Source organism: Catenulispora sp. GAS73 (assembly GCF_041262085.1).
GTDB lineage: Bacteria > Actinomycetota > Actinomycetes > Streptomycetales > Catenulisporaceae > Catenulispora.
This window is the reverse complement of the sequence record NZ_JBGCCM010000038.1, coordinates 1-17914: the sequence shown is the minus strand read 5'-3', so window position 1 is coordinate 17914 and position 17914 is coordinate 1. Positions and strand designations below refer to the sequence as shown.

General features: G+C 71.1%; 14 protein-coding genes. 8 read left to right on the top strand and 6 right to left on the bottom strand.

What is annotated here, in order from left to right; translation table 11 throughout:
• Positions 1 to 226 precede the first annotated feature (226 nt).
• On the top strand, positions 227 to 4177 hold the full coding sequence (locus tag ABH935_RS40700) for a Pls/PosA family non-ribosomal peptide synthetase (RefSeq protein WP_370383323.1): 3951 nt from the start codon (positions 227 to 229) through the stop codon (positions 4175 to 4177).
• Positions 4174 to 5562, top strand: coding sequence for a M1 family metallopeptidase (locus ABH935_RS40695; protein ID WP_370383322.1), 1389 nt, complete (start codon positions 4174 to 4176; stop codon positions 5560 to 5562). The genes ABH935_RS40700 and ABH935_RS40695 overlap by 4 nt, the downstream gene beginning before the upstream one ends.
• 657 nt (positions 5563 to 6219) lie before the next feature.
• Here the strand turns inward: ABH935_RS40695 and ABH935_RS40690 are convergent.
• The 3 genes from ABH935_RS40690 to ABH935_RS40680 all read right to left on the bottom strand — a co-directional run bounded on the left by ABH935_RS40690 (position 6220) and on the right by ABH935_RS40680 (position 9380).
• Positions 6220 to 7203, bottom strand: coding sequence for a phosphotransferase family protein (locus tag ABH935_RS40690; protein ID WP_370383321.1), 984 nt, complete (start codon positions 7201 to 7203; stop codon positions 6220 to 6222).
• 22 nt (positions 7204 to 7225) lie between these two features.
• Entirely contained in the window at positions 7226 to 8149 is a 924-nt protein-coding gene (locus ABH935_RS40685) for a phosphotransferase family protein (RefSeq protein WP_370383320.1), read from the bottom strand.
• Positions 8150 to 8216: 67 nt separating this feature from the next.
• Positions 8217 to 9380, bottom strand: coding sequence for an FAD-dependent oxidoreductase (locus tag ABH935_RS40680; protein WP_370383319.1), 1164 nt, complete (start codon positions 9378 to 9380; stop codon positions 8217 to 8219).
• A 111-nt stretch (positions 9381 to 9491) separates the two neighbouring features.
• Between ABH935_RS40680 and ABH935_RS40675 the strand changes: the two genes are divergently transcribed.
• Both ABH935_RS40675 and ABH935_RS40670 read left to right on the top strand, forming a co-directional pair.
• Positions 9492 to 10211: a TetR/AcrR family transcriptional regulator gene (locus ABH935_RS40675; protein WP_370383318.1), complete on the top strand. Its 720-nt coding sequence runs from the start codon at positions 9492 to 9494 to the stop codon at positions 10209 to 10211.
• A gap of 407 nt (positions 10212 to 10618) precedes the next feature.
• On the top strand, positions 10619 to 11614 hold the full coding sequence (locus ABH935_RS40670) for a pirin family protein (RefSeq protein ID WP_370383317.1): 996 nt from the start codon (positions 10619 to 10621) through the stop codon (positions 11612 to 11614).
• 93 nt (positions 11615 to 11707) lie between these two features.
• Here the strand turns inward: ABH935_RS40670 and ABH935_RS40665 are convergent, their stop codons facing one another.
• Entirely contained in the window at positions 11708 to 12241 is a 534-nt protein-coding gene (locus ABH935_RS40665) for a pyridoxamine 5'-phosphate oxidase family protein (RefSeq protein ID WP_370383316.1), read from the bottom strand.
• Positions 12242 to 12293: 52 nt separating this feature from the next.
• Complete coding sequence (locus tag ABH935_RS40660) at positions 12294 to 13607, bottom strand: class I SAM-dependent methyltransferase (RefSeq protein WP_370383315.1); 1314 nt, start codon at positions 13605 to 13607, stop codon at positions 12294 to 12296.
• A 243-nt stretch (positions 13608 to 13850) separates the two neighbouring features.
• Between ABH935_RS40660 and ABH935_RS40655 the strand changes: the two genes are divergently transcribed.
• The 4 genes from ABH935_RS40655 (at position 13851) to ABH935_RS40640 (ending at position 17256) form a co-directional block, all read left to right on the top strand.
• A complete protein-coding gene (locus ABH935_RS40655) occupies positions 13851 to 14486 on the top strand; it encodes a TIGR03085 family metal-binding protein (protein ID WP_370383314.1) in 636 nt (211 codons plus the stop codon).
• Positions 14487 to 14509: 23 nt separating this feature from the next.
• Positions 14510 to 15289 (top strand): exodeoxyribonuclease III, encoded by a 780-nt coding sequence (locus tag ABH935_RS40650; protein ID WP_370383413.1) that lies wholly within the window; start codon positions 14510 to 14512, stop codon positions 15287 to 15289.
• Between the two features lie 229 nt (positions 15290 to 15518).
• Positions 15519 to 16706, top strand: coding sequence for a PP2C family protein-serine/threonine phosphatase (locus ABH935_RS40645; protein ID WP_370383313.1), 1188 nt, complete (start codon positions 15519 to 15521; stop codon positions 16704 to 16706).
• A gap of 79 nt (positions 16707 to 16785) precedes the next feature.
• Positions 16786 to 17256, top strand: coding sequence for a hypothetical protein (locus ABH935_RS40640; RefSeq protein ID WP_370383312.1), 471 nt, complete (start codon positions 16786 to 16788; stop codon positions 17254 to 17256).
• On the opposite strand, the gene ABH935_RS40635 is transcribed toward ABH935_RS40640, so the two are convergent.
• A complete protein-coding gene (locus tag ABH935_RS40635) occupies positions 17231 to 17755 on the bottom strand; it encodes a GNAT family N-acetyltransferase (protein WP_370383311.1) in 525 nt (174 codons plus the stop codon). The genes ABH935_RS40640 and ABH935_RS40635 overlap by 26 nt on opposite strands.
• Between the last annotated feature and the right edge of the window lie 159 nt (positions 17756 to 17914).

The window sequence follows — 17914 nt, the reverse complement described above, 5'->3', positions numbered from 1 at the left end:
ATATACTCGCCCCACACCGCGCGAGCCAGACACCCGGCGGCCATCCCCACACCACACCCGCGCCACACGGCCGACGCTTCGGTTCGCTGTGCTGGCACAGTTCGCCCGCCCACCGACTGTCATCCCCGGGGCGTTGCCGGAATTCGCGTGATCATCTCTGTTGATATCCTGACATCGGCCAGGCCGCGAACCACGCGCGCCGTCCCGCCGACGCGAGGAAACCCGAATGGATCAGCCGGTGTCCGGTCAGGACGCCCCCGCGGTGTACGACGCGTCGGCGTCGGCGCCAGCGCCCCGTACGCTCATCGACGTTCTGCACGCCACGGCGCGTGCGCACCCTGACGCCACGGCGTTGGACGACGGCCGGCGGGCGCTGGACTACTCCGCTCTGCTCGTGGAGGCTGCGGCGATGGCCGCGCGTCTGGGGCGTGCCGGTGTGGGGGCCGGGGATCGGGTGGGGGTGCGGGTTCCGTCTGGGACCGTCGATCTCTACATCGGGATTCTCGGTGTCCTGACGGCCGGTGCCGCCTACGTGCCGGTGGACGCCGACGATCCCGACGAGCGTGCGCGCCTGGTCTTCGGCGAGGCCGACGTCCGTGCGGTGATCGGCGAGGGGCTGCGCATCACGGTGCAGAACCAGATCTCCCCGCAGAACCAGATCTCCCCGCAGAACCAGATCTCCGCGCAGGACCCGGTCGCAGAAAACCCGTCGCAGGTCACGGTCCAGCCCGCCCAGCCCGCCCCACCCACCGTCGCCAACGATGCCTGGATCATCTTCACCTCCGGCTCGACCGGCAAGCCGAAGGGCGTCGCCGTCACCCACCGCAACGCGGCGGCCTTCGTCGACGCCGAGGCCGGCCTGTTCCTGCGCGGCGCCCCGATCGGCACCTCGGACCGGGTCCTGGCGGGCCTGTCCGTGGCGTTCGACGCCTCCTGCGAGGAGATGTGGCTGGCCTGGCGCAACGGCGCCTGCCTGGTCCCGGCGCCGCGGGCGCTGGTGCGCAGCGGTGTGGACCTGGGCCCGTGGCTGGTGGAGAACGGCATCACCGTGGTCTCGACGGTCCCGACCCTGGCCTCGCTGTGGCCGGTCGAGGCGCTGGCCGACGTCAGGCTGCTGATCTTCGGCGGCGAGGCGTGCCCGCCGGAGCTTGCCGAGCGCCTGGCGGTGGCGGGCCGCGAGGTGTGGAACACCTACGGCCCGACCGAGGCGACGGTCGTGGCCACCGCCGCGCAGCTGACCGGTCAGAGCCCGGTGCGCATCGGGCTGCCGCTGGACGGCTGGGAACTGGTGGTCGTCGACGAGCTCGAAGAGCCGGTGCCGATGGGCGGCTCGGGCCAGCTGGTGATCGGCGGCGTGGGCCTGGCGCGGTATCTGGACCCGGAGAAGGACGCCGAGAAGTACGCGCCGCTGAAGTCGATGGACTGGGACCGCGCGTATCGCAGCGGCGACCTGGTCCGCGCCGATCCGGAGGGCCTGGTTTTCCTGGGCCGGGCCGACGAGCAGGTCAAGCTCGGCGGCCGCAGGATCGAGCTGGGCGAAGTGGACGCGGCGCTGCAGGCGCTGCCCGGCGTGGCCGGTGCCGCGGCGGCCGTGAAGAAGACCGCCAGCGGCGCGGAGATCCTCGTCGGCTACGTCGTGCCCAACGCCGCGGGCTTCGACACGGCGACCGCGCGAGCCGCGCTGTCCGAGCAGTTGCCGGCGGCCCTGGTGCCGCGGATCGCGGTGGTCGACGATCTGCCGGTGCGCACGTCGGGCAAGGTGGATCGCAACGCGCTGCCATGGCCGTTGCCGGGCGTCGAGGAGCCGGTGGAGGCGGCGGAGCTGACGGTCGCCGAGGACTGGCTGGCCGAACGCTGGGCAACGTTGCTGGGCGAGCGCCCCGTGCGGCCCGAGATCGACTTCTTCGATGTGGGCGGCAGTTCGCTGGTGGCGGCGCGGTTCGTGTCGATTCTGCGGTCGCGGTATCCGACCGTGACGGTGCGCGACGTGTACGACAATCCGACGTTGGGCGAGTTGGCGGCGCGGTTGATGGCGTTGGCTCCGGAGGCCGTGGACGGCGAGGTCGCGGAGTCGGTGGCGGAAGTGGCGCCGGTCAGCCGCGGCGCGCAGGCCGTGCAGGTGGCGGCGATGGTGCCGTTGGCGACGCTGGGCGCGGTGCGCTGGCTGACGTTGTTGGCGGGGTTGGGGAATCTGGTCGACGTGCCGTGGGCACCGCGGGTGTCGTGGTGGCTCGTAGCAGTGGGCTTCGTCCTGTTCGTCTCGCCTCCCGGCCGGATCGCGTTGGCGGCGTCAGGTGTGCGGCTGCTGATGCGGGGTGTGCGGCCGGGCGACTATCCGCGCGGCGGCTCGGTGCACCTGCGGTTGTGGGCGGCGGAGCAGTTGGCGTGGCGTATAGGGGTGTTGACGACGGTGACGGGGCCGTGGAACACCCTGTACGCGCGAGCGTTGGGGGCCCGGTTGGGTCCGGATGTGGATCTGCATTCGCCGCCGCCGGTGACCGGCATGCTGCGGATGGATCAGAGCTCCTCGGTCGAGCCCGAGGTGGACCTGACCGGCTTCTGGGTGGACGGCGGCCGGGTGCGCGTGGGCGAGCTGCGGATCGGCGCGAACGCCTCGGTGGGTGCGCGGTCGTTGTTGCTGCCGGGTGCGCGGATCGGTGAGCGGGCGCGGATCGCGCCGGGCTCGTCGGTGGCCGGTGTGGTGCCGGCCGGTCAGGAGTGGGCGGGGTCGCCGGCGGTGCGGTTGCGCAAGGCTGAGCGTCCTCCGGGCGTGGCGCGGCGTTCGCGGGTGTGGACGTGGGTGTACGGGTCGACGGCGGTCGGCCTGGCCCTGTTCCCGCTGATCGCGGCGCTTCCGGCGCTGCTGATCGTGGCGGCGTTCGTGCACGACACGTCGACGGTGTGGCAGGGCTTCGGTTGGGCGCTGGTGGGCGTGGTGCCGGCGACGCCGGTGTTCGTGATCTGCTACGCGCTGCTGACGTTGGCGTGTGTCCGGGCGCTGAGCGTGGGCATGAGCGCCGGCGATCATCCCCTGCACAGCCGCCGTGCGTGGCAGACGTGGGCGACGTTGCAGCTGATGGCGATGGCCCGGGTGTGGCTGTATCCGTTGTATGCGAGCATCCTGACGCCGTCGTGGCTGCGCGTGCTGGGCATGCGTGTCGGGCGCGGCGTGGAGATGTCGACGGTGTTGGCGGTCCCCGCCATGACCACGGTCAACGACGGCGCGTTCCTGGCCGACGACACGATGATCGCACCGTACGAGATGGCCGGCGGCTGGCTGCGAGTGGGGCACGCGCGGATCGGCAAGCGGGTGTTCGTGGGCAACTCCGGGATGGTGGCGCCGGGCCGCAAGCTGCCGAAGGAGAGCCTGGTCGGGGTGTTGTCGGCGGCTCCGCACAAGGCGAAGCGGGGTAAGTCGTATCTGGGGATGCCCCCGGAGCGGTTGCGGCGTCCGGGTCAGGACGTCGACGACTCGCTGACGTACAACCCGCCGCGCCGTCTGATGGCCGCGCGCGCCGCGATGGAGTTGTGTCGTCTGGTGCCGATGATGGTCACGGCCGGCGTGGCGTTGTTGTCGGTGGCGGTGGTGACGGAGGTGGCGCGTTCGTGGGGTGTGGCCGCGGCGGTGCTTTTGGGCGGTGTGGTGTTTTTGGCGGCGGGGGTGCTGGCCGGTTTGGTCGCGGTGGTGGCGAAGTGGGCTTTGGTGGGCCGGATCCGGGTATCGGATCAGCCGTTGTGGAGTTCGTTCGTGTGGCGCAATGAGCTGGCGGACAACTTCGTGGAGTTGGTGGCGGCTCCGTGGTTCGCGGAGACGTGGTTGGGGACGGCCCCGTTGAACATGTGGCATCGGGCGATGGGGTCGCGGGTGGGTCGTGGCGTGTGGTGTGAGACGTATTGGCTGCCGGAGGCGGATTTGATCGTGTTGGGGGATGCCTCGACGGTGAATCGGGGGTGTGTGGTGCAGACGCATCTGTTCCATGACCGGGTGATGAGTATGGATGTGGTGCGGTTGGACGCGGGGGCGACGTTGGGTCCGCAGGGGGTGATTCTGCCGGCGGCGGAGATCGGGGCGCAGGCGACGGTGGGTCCGGCGTCGTTGGTGATGCGGGGTGAGTCGGTGCCGGCGCATACGCGGTGGCAGGGCAATCCGATCGCGCCGTGGCCGGGTCGGGCATGAGCGGGGATCTGGTGGCCGGGACCCCTGCCGGTGCGGGTACTGGCGCGCGCGCTGGTATTGGCGACGGTGCACGGCAGGCGTCACCGGCGCCGTATTTTCCGCGGCGCGGCAACGCGGGGTATGTGGTCGAGCATTATGAGCTGACGCTCGATTACCGGGTGGGGTCGAACCGGTTGTCGGGGGTGGCGGTGGTGACGGTGTGGGCGACGTCGGCACTGTCGTCGCTGGTGTTCGATTTCGCGGATCTGCGGGTGGACCGGGTCATATTGCAGGATGGCCGGCGGCTGCGGTTCGAACATCGCAAGGAGAAGTTGAAGGTGGTGCTTCCGGCCGCGGTGGCTGCCGGGGAGCAGGTGGTGGTGGAGGTGGTGTACCGGGGTGCGCCGCGTCCGACGTCGTCGCGGTACGGCGGCCTCGGGTGGGAGCAGTTGGCGGACGGGGTGTTGGTGGCGTCGCAGCCGACGGGGGCTCCGTCGTGGTTCCCGTGCAACGACCGGCCGGATGACAAGGCGACGTACCGGATCCAGGTTACGACGGCGTCGCAGTACCGGGTGGTGGCGAACGGCCGCTTGGCGGGTGTGGCGCACAGCGGCTCGTCGTCGACGTGGACGTTCGTGCAGGACGTACCGATGGCGACGTATCTGGCGACGGTGCAAATCGGCCACTATCAGCGGGCGGAGTTGCCGGGCACGGCCGGCGGCGTACCGCTGGCGGTGGTGGCTCCGGCGCGGCGAATGGCAGCGGCGACGGAGGCACTGGCGGCGCAGGACGCGATGATGGCGCTGTTCGGTCGCTTGTTCGGCCCGTATCCGTTCAACGCGTACACGGTGGTGGTGACGGAGGACCGCCTGGAGATCCCGGTGGAGGCCCAGGGCGTGTCGATGTTCGGCAGCAACCACATGGAGGGCGACGGCGAAGGCGACGGCGAGCGCCTGATCCCGCACGAGCTGGCGCACCAGTGGTTCGGCAACAGCCTGACGTTGGGCGACTGGCGCGACATCTGGCTCCACGAGGGCTTCGCCTGTTACGCGGAGTGGCTGTGGTCGGAGGGCTCAGGCGGCCGCTCGGCAGCGGAGCACGCGCGAATGTGGCACGGCCGCCTGGCGCGACTGCCGCAGGACCTGCTGTTGGCGGACCCCGGCGCCGCAGACTTGTTCGACGACCGGGTGTACAAGCGCGGCGCGCTGACACTGCACGCACTGCGGGTAACGCTCGGCGACGAGCTGTTCTTCGGGGTGCTACGGGAGTGGACGGCCCGGTTCCGGCACTCGACGGTGTCGACGGCGGAGTTCGTGGAGCTGGTGTCGTCGGTGGCGGGGCGGGACATGAGCGAGTTCTTCGACGGCTGGTTGTACGTCGGGGCGCTGCCGGCGCTGCCTCGCTAGGCGTCGCGGCGAGCGGGCCGATGCGGCCGGCCGCGTGGTTCGTCGTGTCCGACCGGACCATGCGGGGTGTTGGTTCTGGGCCCCTCGCCGCGTCGGCGGGCGAAGCCAACCTGCCCGGTTTGGTGGTGTCCAGCCGGACGGAGCCGGACCACAGCAACAGCGATGCGGCTTGACGCCACCGGACCGGGCTGGTTCCGTAAGGCGACGACGTGGCGAGGGGCCCAGAACCTCGGTGACCACAAGCAGCACCGCCACCGGACAACGCGACGCAGGCAACAGCGGACAGAAAGCCGACCAGTCGCGGGCCGCCGCCAAACAGCCGGACGCGCGGGTCGCCCCCTCGCTGTAGAGCGCCCGCCGGAGGCCTCAAGGTGCCCACCAAACGCGGCAGACGGCCGCCCGCCTGACGTGTGCGCAGTGACTCGGACTCATGCGTGGTCTTGCACCCACACAACCGCCGGCCGCCAGCGCAACCTGCGGGGCACAACCGAACTGCGTCCCCCTGCGAGGTCATCAACCCCTGCGCGAAGCCGTAAAAATCGCCTAAACCACAAACGAACAGCAACCCGACCCGACCGGCCTGCCCACAAACTTCAGCGTCGCGTGCGGCGGCCCGCCCGCGGTCGAAGTCCGGCACGCAGATCGCGTTGATGCGCCTCAGCCCAGCGCATCCATCAGAGCGATGACGTAGGCGTCCAGCCGCTCCTCCACAACTCGTGTCGTCAGGTCCGCCCTGCCGCCCTCGCGCCACGGCTGCGACACCACGCTCACTTCCTCCGACAGCGCCAGCGCATCCCGCACCAGCCAGTACAGCCGATCACTCGCCGTCGCAGCGAGCGCCCCGCCAGCCTGCTCGTACGCCTCGGCGAACCGCAGGCCCCATTCAGGGCCGTGCAGGAGCGCGAGGTTGGCCGAGCAGTGCGCAACATCGAGATCTGCTGGCCCCCAGGATGTCCCGGCCCAATCAACGACCCCGGAGATCCGACCAGCCGCCGGCGTCGACGAAGGCAGCACCTCGAACAGCACGTTGCCCGGCTGAAAGTCCCGATGCAGAAATCGCCCCTCATAAGACGGCGCGCCCTTACGGATCACGTTGATCGCTGCGGCCCACGCCGCCGCGTCGGCACCCTCCGGCACCACGACCGTCTCAGCGGTGCTCAGCGCCACGTACTCCCGCGGCCGCTCGACCGGCCGCACCGCGTGAATCGCCACCAACTCCCGCGCCAGCAGCGGCACGCGCGCCTCCACCCCATCGTCAGTGACAACCGTCCGGCCCGGCAGATAGGTCATGAGCAGCGAGGGATACTCGCAGTGCGCGGCGGTCGGATCGACAGCGACCAGCTTGGGAACCGTCACGTCGCCCCCGGCGAGCGCCGTCAGCGCTCCGGCCTCCCTGGACAGCGAGTCCTGAGCGCGCCGCTCGACGTAGAACGGGTCGACGTACGATCGCAGCACCAGCTCGCGGCTGTTTCCGTCCTGCGTCCCGATGGTCAGCTTCCGCACGTCGGCGGTGATGCCGCCGTGCAGCGCCTCGGATCCGATGATCTGCTCACCGTCGGGCAGGTACCGCCGCACCCAGGCCAGCGTCAACGGCCGAAGCACCGTCAACCGCCTAAGCGCCCCAGCCTCATCGTCGTCCATCACCGTGCCACCTCATCACCTCTCACACGAGCAGAGCCTCAAGCCGCCCAAGCCGGCCGAACAGCTCGGGCAGCCCGCGCAGCCCGTTGCCCACGGACTGGTGCGACAGCGCGAGCTCGGGCCCGGTGCTCGTCTCGACGCCCGCAAGGCATCGCAGGATGTTCCACCGCGTGTGTCCCAGCCAGCCGCCGATCATGTACACGAACCAGCTGGGACCCGCCGCCGGCAGCGTTCCCCCGCCCGCGACGTATCCGTCGAGCACTGTCCGGAAGATCTCGGGCTTGATGCCGTCGAATCCAGGCCGCTTCGCCAAGCTCAGCGCGGTCGAGCCGAGCTCGCCGGACAGGTCGAGCATCCCGGAGAGTTCCCAGTCGAGCAGCACCGGCCGACCCTGCCGTGCGAGCAGGTTCCACGGCTGGATGTCCCTGTGGGTCAGCACGACGGGGCCGGGCCGTTCGCAACTGTCGACGAAGTCGGCGATCGCCAAGAACGTCTCGACCTGGGTGGTGAGTTCGTCGGCCCACGGCTGTCCGGTCGCTGCTGCCCGCGCGGCGAGCTCGGGCCAGTCATGGGACGTCGGTTCCTCGGTCGGCGCCTGTGGCCATGCGACATCGAGCGCGTGGATGCGTGCCAGGATCTCCCCGACCTCGAACGCGTACTGCGCCGACACCGGCGCTTCCGGGACGACGTCCCCCTCGACCCACCGGTGAACGAGCGTGTCGTGGTCGGCCGCGATCGGTTCCGGCATCGGGATGCCGGCGTCGAAGGCGGCGCGCTCGAACCTGAACACGTCCTGGACCTGATAGGTCCAGCGCCGGTCGGCGAGGTTCAGCTCCTTCACCGCGAACGACCCCTGGTCGGTGTCGAGGCGGTACATCCGGTTGGCGAAGCCGCCGTGGATGCGGACCATCGGCCCGGTCGGCACGCCCAGATGTGAAAGATCCACCTGCGTATGCTAGGCGGTGGCAGTGCGTTGATGCACCCGACTTTCCCGCGGCGTGTTCGGCGCACGCTCACGCGCCGGCCCCGGTCATCATCGCGATCCAGCTGTGCGGTGCGGTGGCGCCGAGCATGAGGTCGTAGGTGTCTTCGGCCGCGGCGTGCGCGGCGGCGCGTTCGAACATGGCGTGTTCGTGCTGGGCCAGGGCGGTTTCGACGTCGTCGGGGTGGGCGGCGATGGCTTGGCCGAGCTCGGCGGCGTCCTGCAGGGCGGTGTTGGCGCCTTCACCGTTGGGGGGTGCCAAGTGTGCGGCGTCGCCGATGAGGGTGACGCCGGGGACGCGCGGCCAGCGGTGGTCGGCGGGCAGGGTGTGCAGGGGCCGGACGACCGGTGGGGTGTCGGCGGCGGTGATCAGGGCGGTGAGCTGCGGTGCCCAGCCGTCGAATGCGGCGGCGACGCGCGCCGTGACGACTTCGGGGCCGGTTTCAGCGTCGGTTTCAGTGTCGGTGGTGTCGGCGGCTGCGGCGGTCGTGGTGTCGGCCGGCCAATGCTCGGGCGTTCTGAGCTGAACGTAAACGTGCAAGGTGCCGCCGCGTTCGCGATGCGCGAGCAGGCCTTTGCCGGGGGCGAGGGCGAACATCGATCCGGTGCCGACGGCTTGGGCGGTGGCGGGGTGACGGTGGTCGGCGTCGTGGAGGAAGTACTCGATGGAGGTGTAGCCGACGTGGCGCGGGGTGGCTGGGGAGAGCAGGGGTCGGATGCGTGACCATGCTCCGTCGGCGCCGATCAGCAGGTTGGTGGTGATGGTGGTGCCGTCGGTGAACTGGATGTGGTGGCGTCCGTCTTCGAGGGTTCGGGCGGCGGTGGCTTTGTGTCCCCAGTGGACGGTGTGTTCGGGCAGTGATTCCAGGAGCATGTGGCGCAGTTCTGCGCGGGGGACTTCGGGGCGTTCGCCGGTGCCCGCGTCGGGGAGGTCGAGCAGGGCGGTGCCGGTGTGGTCCAGGACGCGGTAGGACTCGCGGCCGGGGAGGACGAGGCGCTGGAACTTCTCGGTGAGGCCGGCTGCGGCGAGCGCCGGTTGGCCGTTCCAGGGGTGGATGTCGAGCAGGCCGCCTTGGGTGCGTGTGGTGGGGGTGGGGTCGGCTTCGTGGATGGTGGCGGGGATGCCGTGAGTGTGGAGGACGCGGGCGAGGAGGAGGCCGCCGAGTCCGGCTCCGATGATGGTGACGGGGGTCATGGGTTTCTCTCCTAGAGTGTTTGGAGCGCCGTTTGGATTGCCGCTCCAATGGGCCGGCACTGACGCTAGCACAGGTTTGGAGCGGCGATCCAAAGGTGGCAGAATGGAGTCATGCCGCCCAGGACCCGCCGTGCCCCGCGCCGTACCGAAGCGCTGACCAGGGACGTGATCGTCCAGGCCGCGACGGAGATCCTCGACGCCGACGGCGAGGACGCCCTCACGCTGCGGGCGTTGACGCTACGCCTGGCCACCGGGTACGGCGCGATCTACCACCACGTCGCGGATCGGGACGACCTGCTGGCGGCGGCCACTGACGACGTCCTCGCCGCGGTCGTGGCCGCGGTGACGGCCGTGTCCGCCCCGGAAGCGACGCCGGACGCCGAGCCGCAGCACAGGCTGCGCGCGCTCGCGCTCGGCCTGTTCGACGCGGTCGACGCCCACCCCTGGGTCGGCGCGCAGCTCACGCGCGAGCCGTGGCGCCCGGCGCTGCTGGACGTCTACGAGTGCGTCAGTACGCAGTTGCAGGCGCTCGGCGTGCCGGAGGACAAGCTGTCGGACTGCGCCGGCGCGCTGATGAACTACATCTGGGGCGTCGCGGGCCAGAACGCGGCGAACGCCCGCGCGCTGGCGGCCAGCAAGCTGGACCGCGAGCAGTTCCTGGCCTCAGTGGCGCAGCGCTGGGCCCACCTGGACCCGGCCAGGTACCCGTCGGTGCACCGAGCCAGAACACAGCTGCGCGAGCACGACGACCGGGAGCAGTTCGCCGCCGGCGTGGATCTGATCCTGGCCGGGATTCAGGCCGTGCACGGCGGCGGGGCGCCGGGCCGCTAGCGCGCCGCACGCGGATCTCGTAGTCAGCTCGTAGTCAGCGCCGAAGCGTCCCGGCGCTTCTGAGAAGCAGGGTGGCGGCGTCATGCAGGGATTCCGTCTCAGCAGCCGACTCGGGACCATCCCGGTCATCGCCTTCCAGGGCGGTGTCTGACTAAGGGGTACGCACCGGTTGAGTCTTCACGTCGACAATTTCCTGTCCTGAATTCCTGCCTTTTGACGTTTCCGCGTTGTCTCGCGTTGGTCCCGCGCCGTTGCCGCCCCGCCACCGGGCGACGTGCGCTCCGCCCCCTGCCGACTAGGCTTTCGCAGGTAGGGCGCATGCTCCGCGTGGCTGGAATATTTAACATTCAACTACGTTGGAGACCAGTGACCGCGACTCCGCGCCGACCGAAACCCTGGAGGCTGCCGTGCCTGCTGTGACCGTAGAGAACCCGCTGGCGCTGCCCCGCATCGCCGCCCCCGCCATCGACGCCGTGCCGCGCCCCGTGCTGGCGGTGGCGACCGCGCCCAGCGGCTTCGAGGGCGAGGGCTTTCCGGTGAACCGGGCGTTCGCCGGGATCCGCACCGAGTACCTGGACCCGTTCATCATGATGGACCAGATGGGCGAGGTGGAGTATGCCGCCGGGGAGCCGAAGGGTACGCCGTGGCATCCGCACCGCGGCTTCGAGACCGTCACCTACATCATCGACGGCACGTTCATCCACCAGGACAGCCACGGCGGCGGCGGTGTCATCACCGACGGCGACACCCAGTGGATGACCGCGGGCTCGGGCCTGCTGCACATCGAGACCCCGCCGGAGAAGCTGGTGCAGTCCGGCGGCTGGTTCCACGGCATCCAGCTGTGGGTGAACCTGCCCGCGGCCAAGAAGTGGTCCCCGCCGCGCTACCAGGACATCCGCAGCGGCCAGGTGGGCCTGGCCTCCTCCGTCGACGGCGGCGCGCTGGTCCGGGTCATCGCCGGCGGCATCGAGGGCGTCGAAGGCCCCGGCGTCACCCACACCCCGATCACCCTGGCGCACCTGTCCATCACCCCCGGCGCGCGCGTGGAACTGCCGTGGCGCAAGGACTTCAACGCCCTGGTGTACGTCCTCAACGGCCGCGGCACCGTCGGCGCCGAGAACCGCCCCGTGCACTCCGCGCAGGCCGCCGTGTTCGGCCCCGGCGACTCCGTCGTCATCGCCGCCGACCAGCAGCAGGACTCCCGCCACCCGACCATGGACGTGATCGTCCTGGGCGGCGAGCCGATCCGCGAGCCGGTCGTGCACTACGGCCCGTTCGTGATGAACACCGAGGACGAGATCCGGCAGGCGCTGCTGGACTTCCGCTCCGGCAAGATGGGCGTGGAGCCGACCGACCCGATCCCGCACATCCAGCCCGGCGACACCCCGCCGCCGGCTGAGTAGTCGGGACCTGAAGACTTGAGGGAGCCACGCGGGCGCGGGCTCCCTCAAGCATTTCCAGACCTATGCCACGACCGTCACGTCACGACCATCACCTCACGATGCGGCCAGGTCCACGGCAATCCGGTGGTCGTACTCCCAGCCGTGCGCCACACAGCCGCCATCGCCCCACGGACACTGCACGAACCACTCCCGCGCCCGGGCCCGATACATCCGATACGGCGAATCCCCGCTGACCTGCTCCAGCCGCACCGGCCGCCCGCCACGCTCAGCCGCCCCGGGATAGACGGCCAGGGCGCGCGCCAGCCCCTGCTCGTCCTCATCAGCGATCTGCACCGCATCGGCGGTCATGACGAGCGCGTCACCGGTCAACGGGGCGACCTGCGAGTCGAAGATCAGCAGACTGACCTCCGGCCGCACGGCCAGCGCCCGGGAGTGACGGGTCAGCGGCGAGGACATCCAGTAGAAGTCGACGGCGTCGTCGGTGGCGTAGAACACCGGACTCGCCCAAGCCGAGCCGTGCTCGTCGACGCAGGCAATGGTCACGTACACGTTCGCCTCGATGATCCCTCGGGCGACGCCCGCCAGATCCGTATCCGCCGTATCCATCGGGTCCATCGGGTCCGTCATGGCACGCCACTGTAGCCACCAGTGCCCACCACCGGCGTCCGCTCACATCCAGTCACATCCAGGCCCGCCGCGACGCCGGCATCCGCGAGGCGCCCGCGTCGTCCGGGACCACGCCGAGCACCTGGTGGATCCCGATGCCGCCGTCCTCGAAGCCCAGCGCCGAGCCCGTCATGTACAGCAGCCACACCCGGGCCCGCCCCACACCGACCAGGTCCACGGCCCGGTCCCAGCTCGCCTGCAGGTTCGCCACCCACGCGCGCAGCGTCAGCGCGTAGTGCTCGCGCAGCGCCTCCACGTCGCGCAGCTCGAACCCGGCGTGCTGCATCGCCGCGGCGGTGACGCCGACGTCCAGCAGTTCCCCGTCGGGGAACACGTAGCGGCCGATGAAGCTGCGGTTGCTGATCCGGGAGCCGCCGGGGCTGGAGATCGCGTGGTTCAGCAGCCGCCCGCCCGGGCCCAGCAGCGAGCGCAGCGTGTCGAAGTACTGCGCGGTCCGCTCCCCGCCGACGTGTTCGAACATGCCGATGGAGGAGATGGCGTCGAACTGCTCGCCGCCGAGGTCGCGGTAGTCCTGCAGCCGGATCTCCACCTGGTCGCTGACACCGGCCGCGGCGACGCGTTTGCGCGCCAGGTCGGCCTGCGCGGAGCTGATGGTGATGCCGGCGACGCGGGCGCCGTAGTGGGTGGCGGCGTGGATCGCCATCGAACCCCAGCCGCAGCCCACATCCAGCAGCCGCATGCCCGGGCCCCGGTCCAGGCCGAGTTTGCGGCAGATCAGGTCGTGCTTGGCGGCCTGGGCGTCGGCCAGCGCCATCGTGGCGTCCGGGCCCTGGTGGCCGTCGTCGCCGGGGGAGACGAACCGCGCGCAGGAGTACGTCATCGACTCCCCGAGCACCAGCTCGTAGAACTCGTTGCCGACGTCGTAGTGGTGGGTGATCGCCTGGGAGTCACGACGTTTGCTGTGCAGCCGGCCGTGCGGGTGCGCCTCCTGCTCCGGCGGCGCCGGCCGGGACCGCAAAGCACCCACCCGGGCGGCCACACTCAGCGCCTTGGCCGCCGCCTCAGCACCCAGGGCCGCGTCATGCGGCGCCGACTGCTGCAGCGAACGCAGCACCGTGAACAGATCCCCGGTGAAATCCAACTCCCCGGACACGAACGCCCGCACCAACCCCAGCTCACCCGGCGCCCACACCAGATGACCCAGCGCGTCCTTCGACCGCACGAGGACAGAACCGACAACGCGCCCATCACGCGGAGCCAACGAACTGCCGTCCCAGAACTCGAACCGCACCGGCGGCGGCGCCGTCCCGAACACGACGCTCAACAGGGGCCTGAACACGGATGCGACAGTGGTCTTGGTACCCATGCAACTATTTTGCATCGTCATACCCGGCAAAGCGCTACAGCCGCGCCACCCTTTGCCGATTCTCGTCGACTACTCGCCGACATCAGCGCTGTGAGCGCGGCGTGAGGGACCGGCGTGTGACGAAACAGACGGCCGGCGCGTGAGAAAACGGCACGCGCCGAGAGCTGTCAACGCGGCGCCCGCACCGTCCACCCGTGCGCCGCGGCCCTCCGCCCACACCCCGAACCCGCCTACCCTGGCCTCATGGCTACTACCCACGCACGTGCCGAACGCGCCCACCTCGCCCAAGCCCTCACCGAAGCCGGCCCCGACGCCCCCACGCTGTGCGAAGGCTGGACCACGCGGGACCTGGCGGCGCACGTCGTGGTGCGGGAGCGACGCGTCGACGCCGCCGGCGGGATCGTGGTCAAGGCGCTCGCGCCGCGGCTGGCGCGGGTGCAGGCCGAGTTCGCCGCGCGGCCCTGGACCGAGCTGCTGCGGATGGTGGCCGAAGGGCCGTCGCGGCGCTCGCTGTTCGGGCTGGCGCCGGTCGACGAGGCCGCGAACGTCGTGGAGTTCTTCGTGCACTGCGAAGACGTGCGGCGCGCCAAACCCGGCTGGGAGCCGCGGCCGGTGAGCCCGGAGCTCACCGAAGTGCTGTGGAAACGTGCCGCCGGCATGGCGCGGCTGTCCGGGCGGCGCGCGCCGGCCGGGCTGGTGCTGCGCCGCCCCGACGGGCAGACCGCGGTCGCGCACAAAGGCGCGCCGGTGGTCACGGTCACCGGGGAGCCCGGCGAGCTGGTGATGTTCATGTCGGGGCGGCAGGGGCACGCGGTGGTGGAGATGGACGGCGACGAACAAGCCGTGACGGCAGTGCGGAGCGCGAAGTTCGGCCTGTGACCCATAAGCTGTCCGGCATGGTGCTGCGGGTGGCGACATGGAACGTGAACTCGGTGACGGCTCGGGGGGACCGGCTGACCGGCTGGCTGAGCACGGCCAAACCGGACGTGCTGTGCCTGCAGGAGCTGAAAACCACCGACGAAGCCTTTCCCACCGCGCAGCTCGCCGAACTCGGCTACCACGCCGCGACCTGGGGCACCGGCCGCTGGAACGGCGTGGCGATCCTGTCGAAGGCCGAGATCACCGACGTGCGGCGCGGCTGGCCCGGCCTGCCGGACTACGAAGGCGACATCGAGCCCCGGGCGCTGACCGCGACGTGCGGCGGTGTCCGCGTCACCAGCGTCTACGTGCCCAACGGCCGCGAGTTGGGCCACCCGCACTTCGACTACAAACTCGCCTGGCTGGACTCCCTCACCGCCGCCGTGGCCGAGCCGGCGCGCGCCGAGCAGCCCTACGCGGTCCTGGGCGACTTCAACATCGCCCCGACCGATGCCGACGTGTGGGACATGTCGCTGTTCACCGAGTCCACCCACGTCACCCCCGCCGAGCGGGCGAAACTCGCGGACTTGGAAGCGCAGGGCCTGGCCGAGGTGCTGCCGCGGGCGTTGAAGTACGACAAGCCGTACACGTACTGGGACTACCGGCAGCTGGCGTTCCCGAAGAACAACGGCATGCGCATCGACCTGGTGTTCGGCAACCCGGCGTTCGTCGGGAAAGTCACCGACTCCTTCGTCGACCGGGAGGAACGCAAAGGCAAAGGGGCCTCGGACCACGCGCCGGTGGTGGTGGACCTCGACCTGTGAGGCCGACCTGTGAGACCGGCTCGTGAGGCCGACACGTGAGGCCGGCACGGCTGCCCGGGTCGCGCGTTCGGCGCAGCTCAGCAGACCGCGCCGGCCCGGGCCGTGATCCGCTGATCGCACCGACCGCACCCCCGACTGCACCGCCGACCGCACCCCCGATCCGAACGCCGACCCCACCGCGGCACCCGCGCCCGACGCCGTGCCGCCGACCCACCTTGGACACCTGACGATGGTTTGGCTCCGCCGCCCGCCTGCCCGGCGTGACATCGCCGTGGCGCCGGGCAGCCTGTCCGGAGACCCGGCCGCCGACGCCATCCCGGTGACGGTCACGCCCTCGCACTCCACCTGGCCGCAGCGGCTGCTGCCGTACCTGCTCATCGCCGTCATCGTCATGGCCGACATCGCCACCCCCAAAGACGTCACCTTCTCCTCCACGCTGTCGGTCGCCCCGGCGCTGTCGGCGCTGCTGACCCGCTCGCTGTGGCAGACCATCGCCGCGGCCGTCACCGCCACCGTGGTCTCGGCGGTGCTGTACGGGTACTCGCTGCACGTCGCCGGCGAGGTCGAGGTCGCCGCGTGCGGCGCGATCGTCGCGGTGACCGTCGTCAGCTGCGTCAGCCTGGGCCTGGTGGGCCGGCAGTCGCGGATGCTGGCGAACGTGCGCAGCGTCGCCGAAACCGCGCAGCACGTCGTACTGCGGGAAGTGCCGCCGGAGCTGGCGCAGGTCCGCACCGCCGTGGCCTACCGGGCCGCCGCGGCGGAGGCCCGCATCGGCGGCGACCTGTACGAGGCGCTGTCCACCCGCTTCGGCGACCGGCTGCTCATCGGCGACGTCCGCGGCAAAGGCCTACCCGCCGTGGAGGCCGCCGCCGACGTGCTCGGCGTGTTCCGCGAAGCCGCCTACACCGAGGCGGACCTGTCGCGGGTCGCCGACCGCATGCACGCCATGCTGGCGCGCCGCCCCGCAGGCACCGAGGAGTTCGTCACCGCCGTGCTGCTGTCGGTGGACCCCGAGCGGCCCACCGTGGAAGTGGTGAACTGCGGCCACCCGCCGCCGCTGCTGATGCGCGACGGCCACGTCGCCGCCCTGGCCCCGGCCGAACCCGGCCCGCCCCTGGGCCTGTTCGACCTGGCCTCCCCGCCCGGCAGCGCCTCCGCGCCGGCCTGGGCCCGCTTCGCCCCCGGCGACACGCTGCTGCTGTACACCGACGGCACCACCGAAGCCCGCGACCGCAACGGCACCTTCTTCGACCTGCCCGCCTTCCTCACCGGCCGCCCCGCCACCAGCCCGGCGGAGCTGACCCGGCAGATCCTCACCGGCCTGGCCGCCCACGCCGGCGCGCGCCTCGACGACGACGTGGCGCTGCTGGTGGTGCGGCGCAAGCCATACGTGCCGGGGCCGGCCGCGGAACTGTAGAGGCGCGGCGAGGCGGTTCTCGCCGTAGCAGCCAGCGGCGGGGGACTGGTTGTCAGTGGCCTCGGCGAGGCTGGGGCACATGCCCATCCACATCGCCAGCCGCCGCCGCTCCGCCGCATCCCTGGCCACGGCCCACCCGGGCGCCCGCATCATCGACGTCACCTCGAAAGGGCCGCAGCCGTGGGTGCGGATGAGCCCGTTCTACCCGCACGGCCACATCCCCGTGCCGCTCAGCGGCGACGCGGTCGCACAGTCGGTGGAGGGGATCTGGCAGGCATTGAAGGTGTTCGGGGACCACGACGTCGACACCCGGAAACTGGAGGTGGTCTCCATGACCGGGTTGAAGCGGACCGTCCGCAAGTACGGGCCCGTACTGGGCCACCGCGCCGGACTCGGTGGTGAGGAGCTGCTGCCGTATGAGGAAGCGCGGCGCCGCATCTTCCTACTGCTGGACTACACCGTCAACGGCGACGTCACCGACACCACCAGCGCCCTGTCGCACGCCGCACTGATCCGGCTGTACGTCACGAACCAGTGGCCCAGCGCATAGCGACCCTTGGCCCCAGCGCGTCCAGCCCGATCTCCGCCTCGCGCCGCCGTAGCTGCGCCAACCCCGCAGGTAACGCGGCATCGTCGATGACGGTGAAGCCCAGCCGCGCGTAGAACGGCGCGTTGAACGGCACCTGCGCGAACGTCGTCAACGTGAGCTCCGCGAACCCGGCGCGCGCCGCCCAATCACAGCAGGCGCGCACCAGCGCCGTCCCCAACCCGCGCCGCCCGAACGCAGGATCCACCGACAACTGCTCCAGATGCGGCACCCCGCCGACCAGTTCCAGCCGCGCGAACCCCACCGGCGGCCGACCCACCACCAGCACCGCGGCGGCGTCGGCGAAAACCACCGCGGCCGGGTCATCGGGCGCCTGCGGCAGCGGCCAGACGCCATGCTGCTCGAACACCGCGTCAGCGGCTTCCTCCAGTGCGGGCAGCGCCGCCACATCCTCGGCGCGCGCCGCCCGCACCGAGAAGTCGTCGTCCGCGAAACCGTTCACGCACCGAGCCTAAGCACCTCGCCAAGCGAAAAAGCGGGGGTGTGGGGGGGGGGGGGGGCCCCCCGGCCCCCCCCCCCCGGGCCGGCCCGGCCGCCGCCCGCCCGGCCCGCGGGGGGGGCCCCCGCCGCCGTGTTACCCCGCGAAATCTGGTGGCCCAGC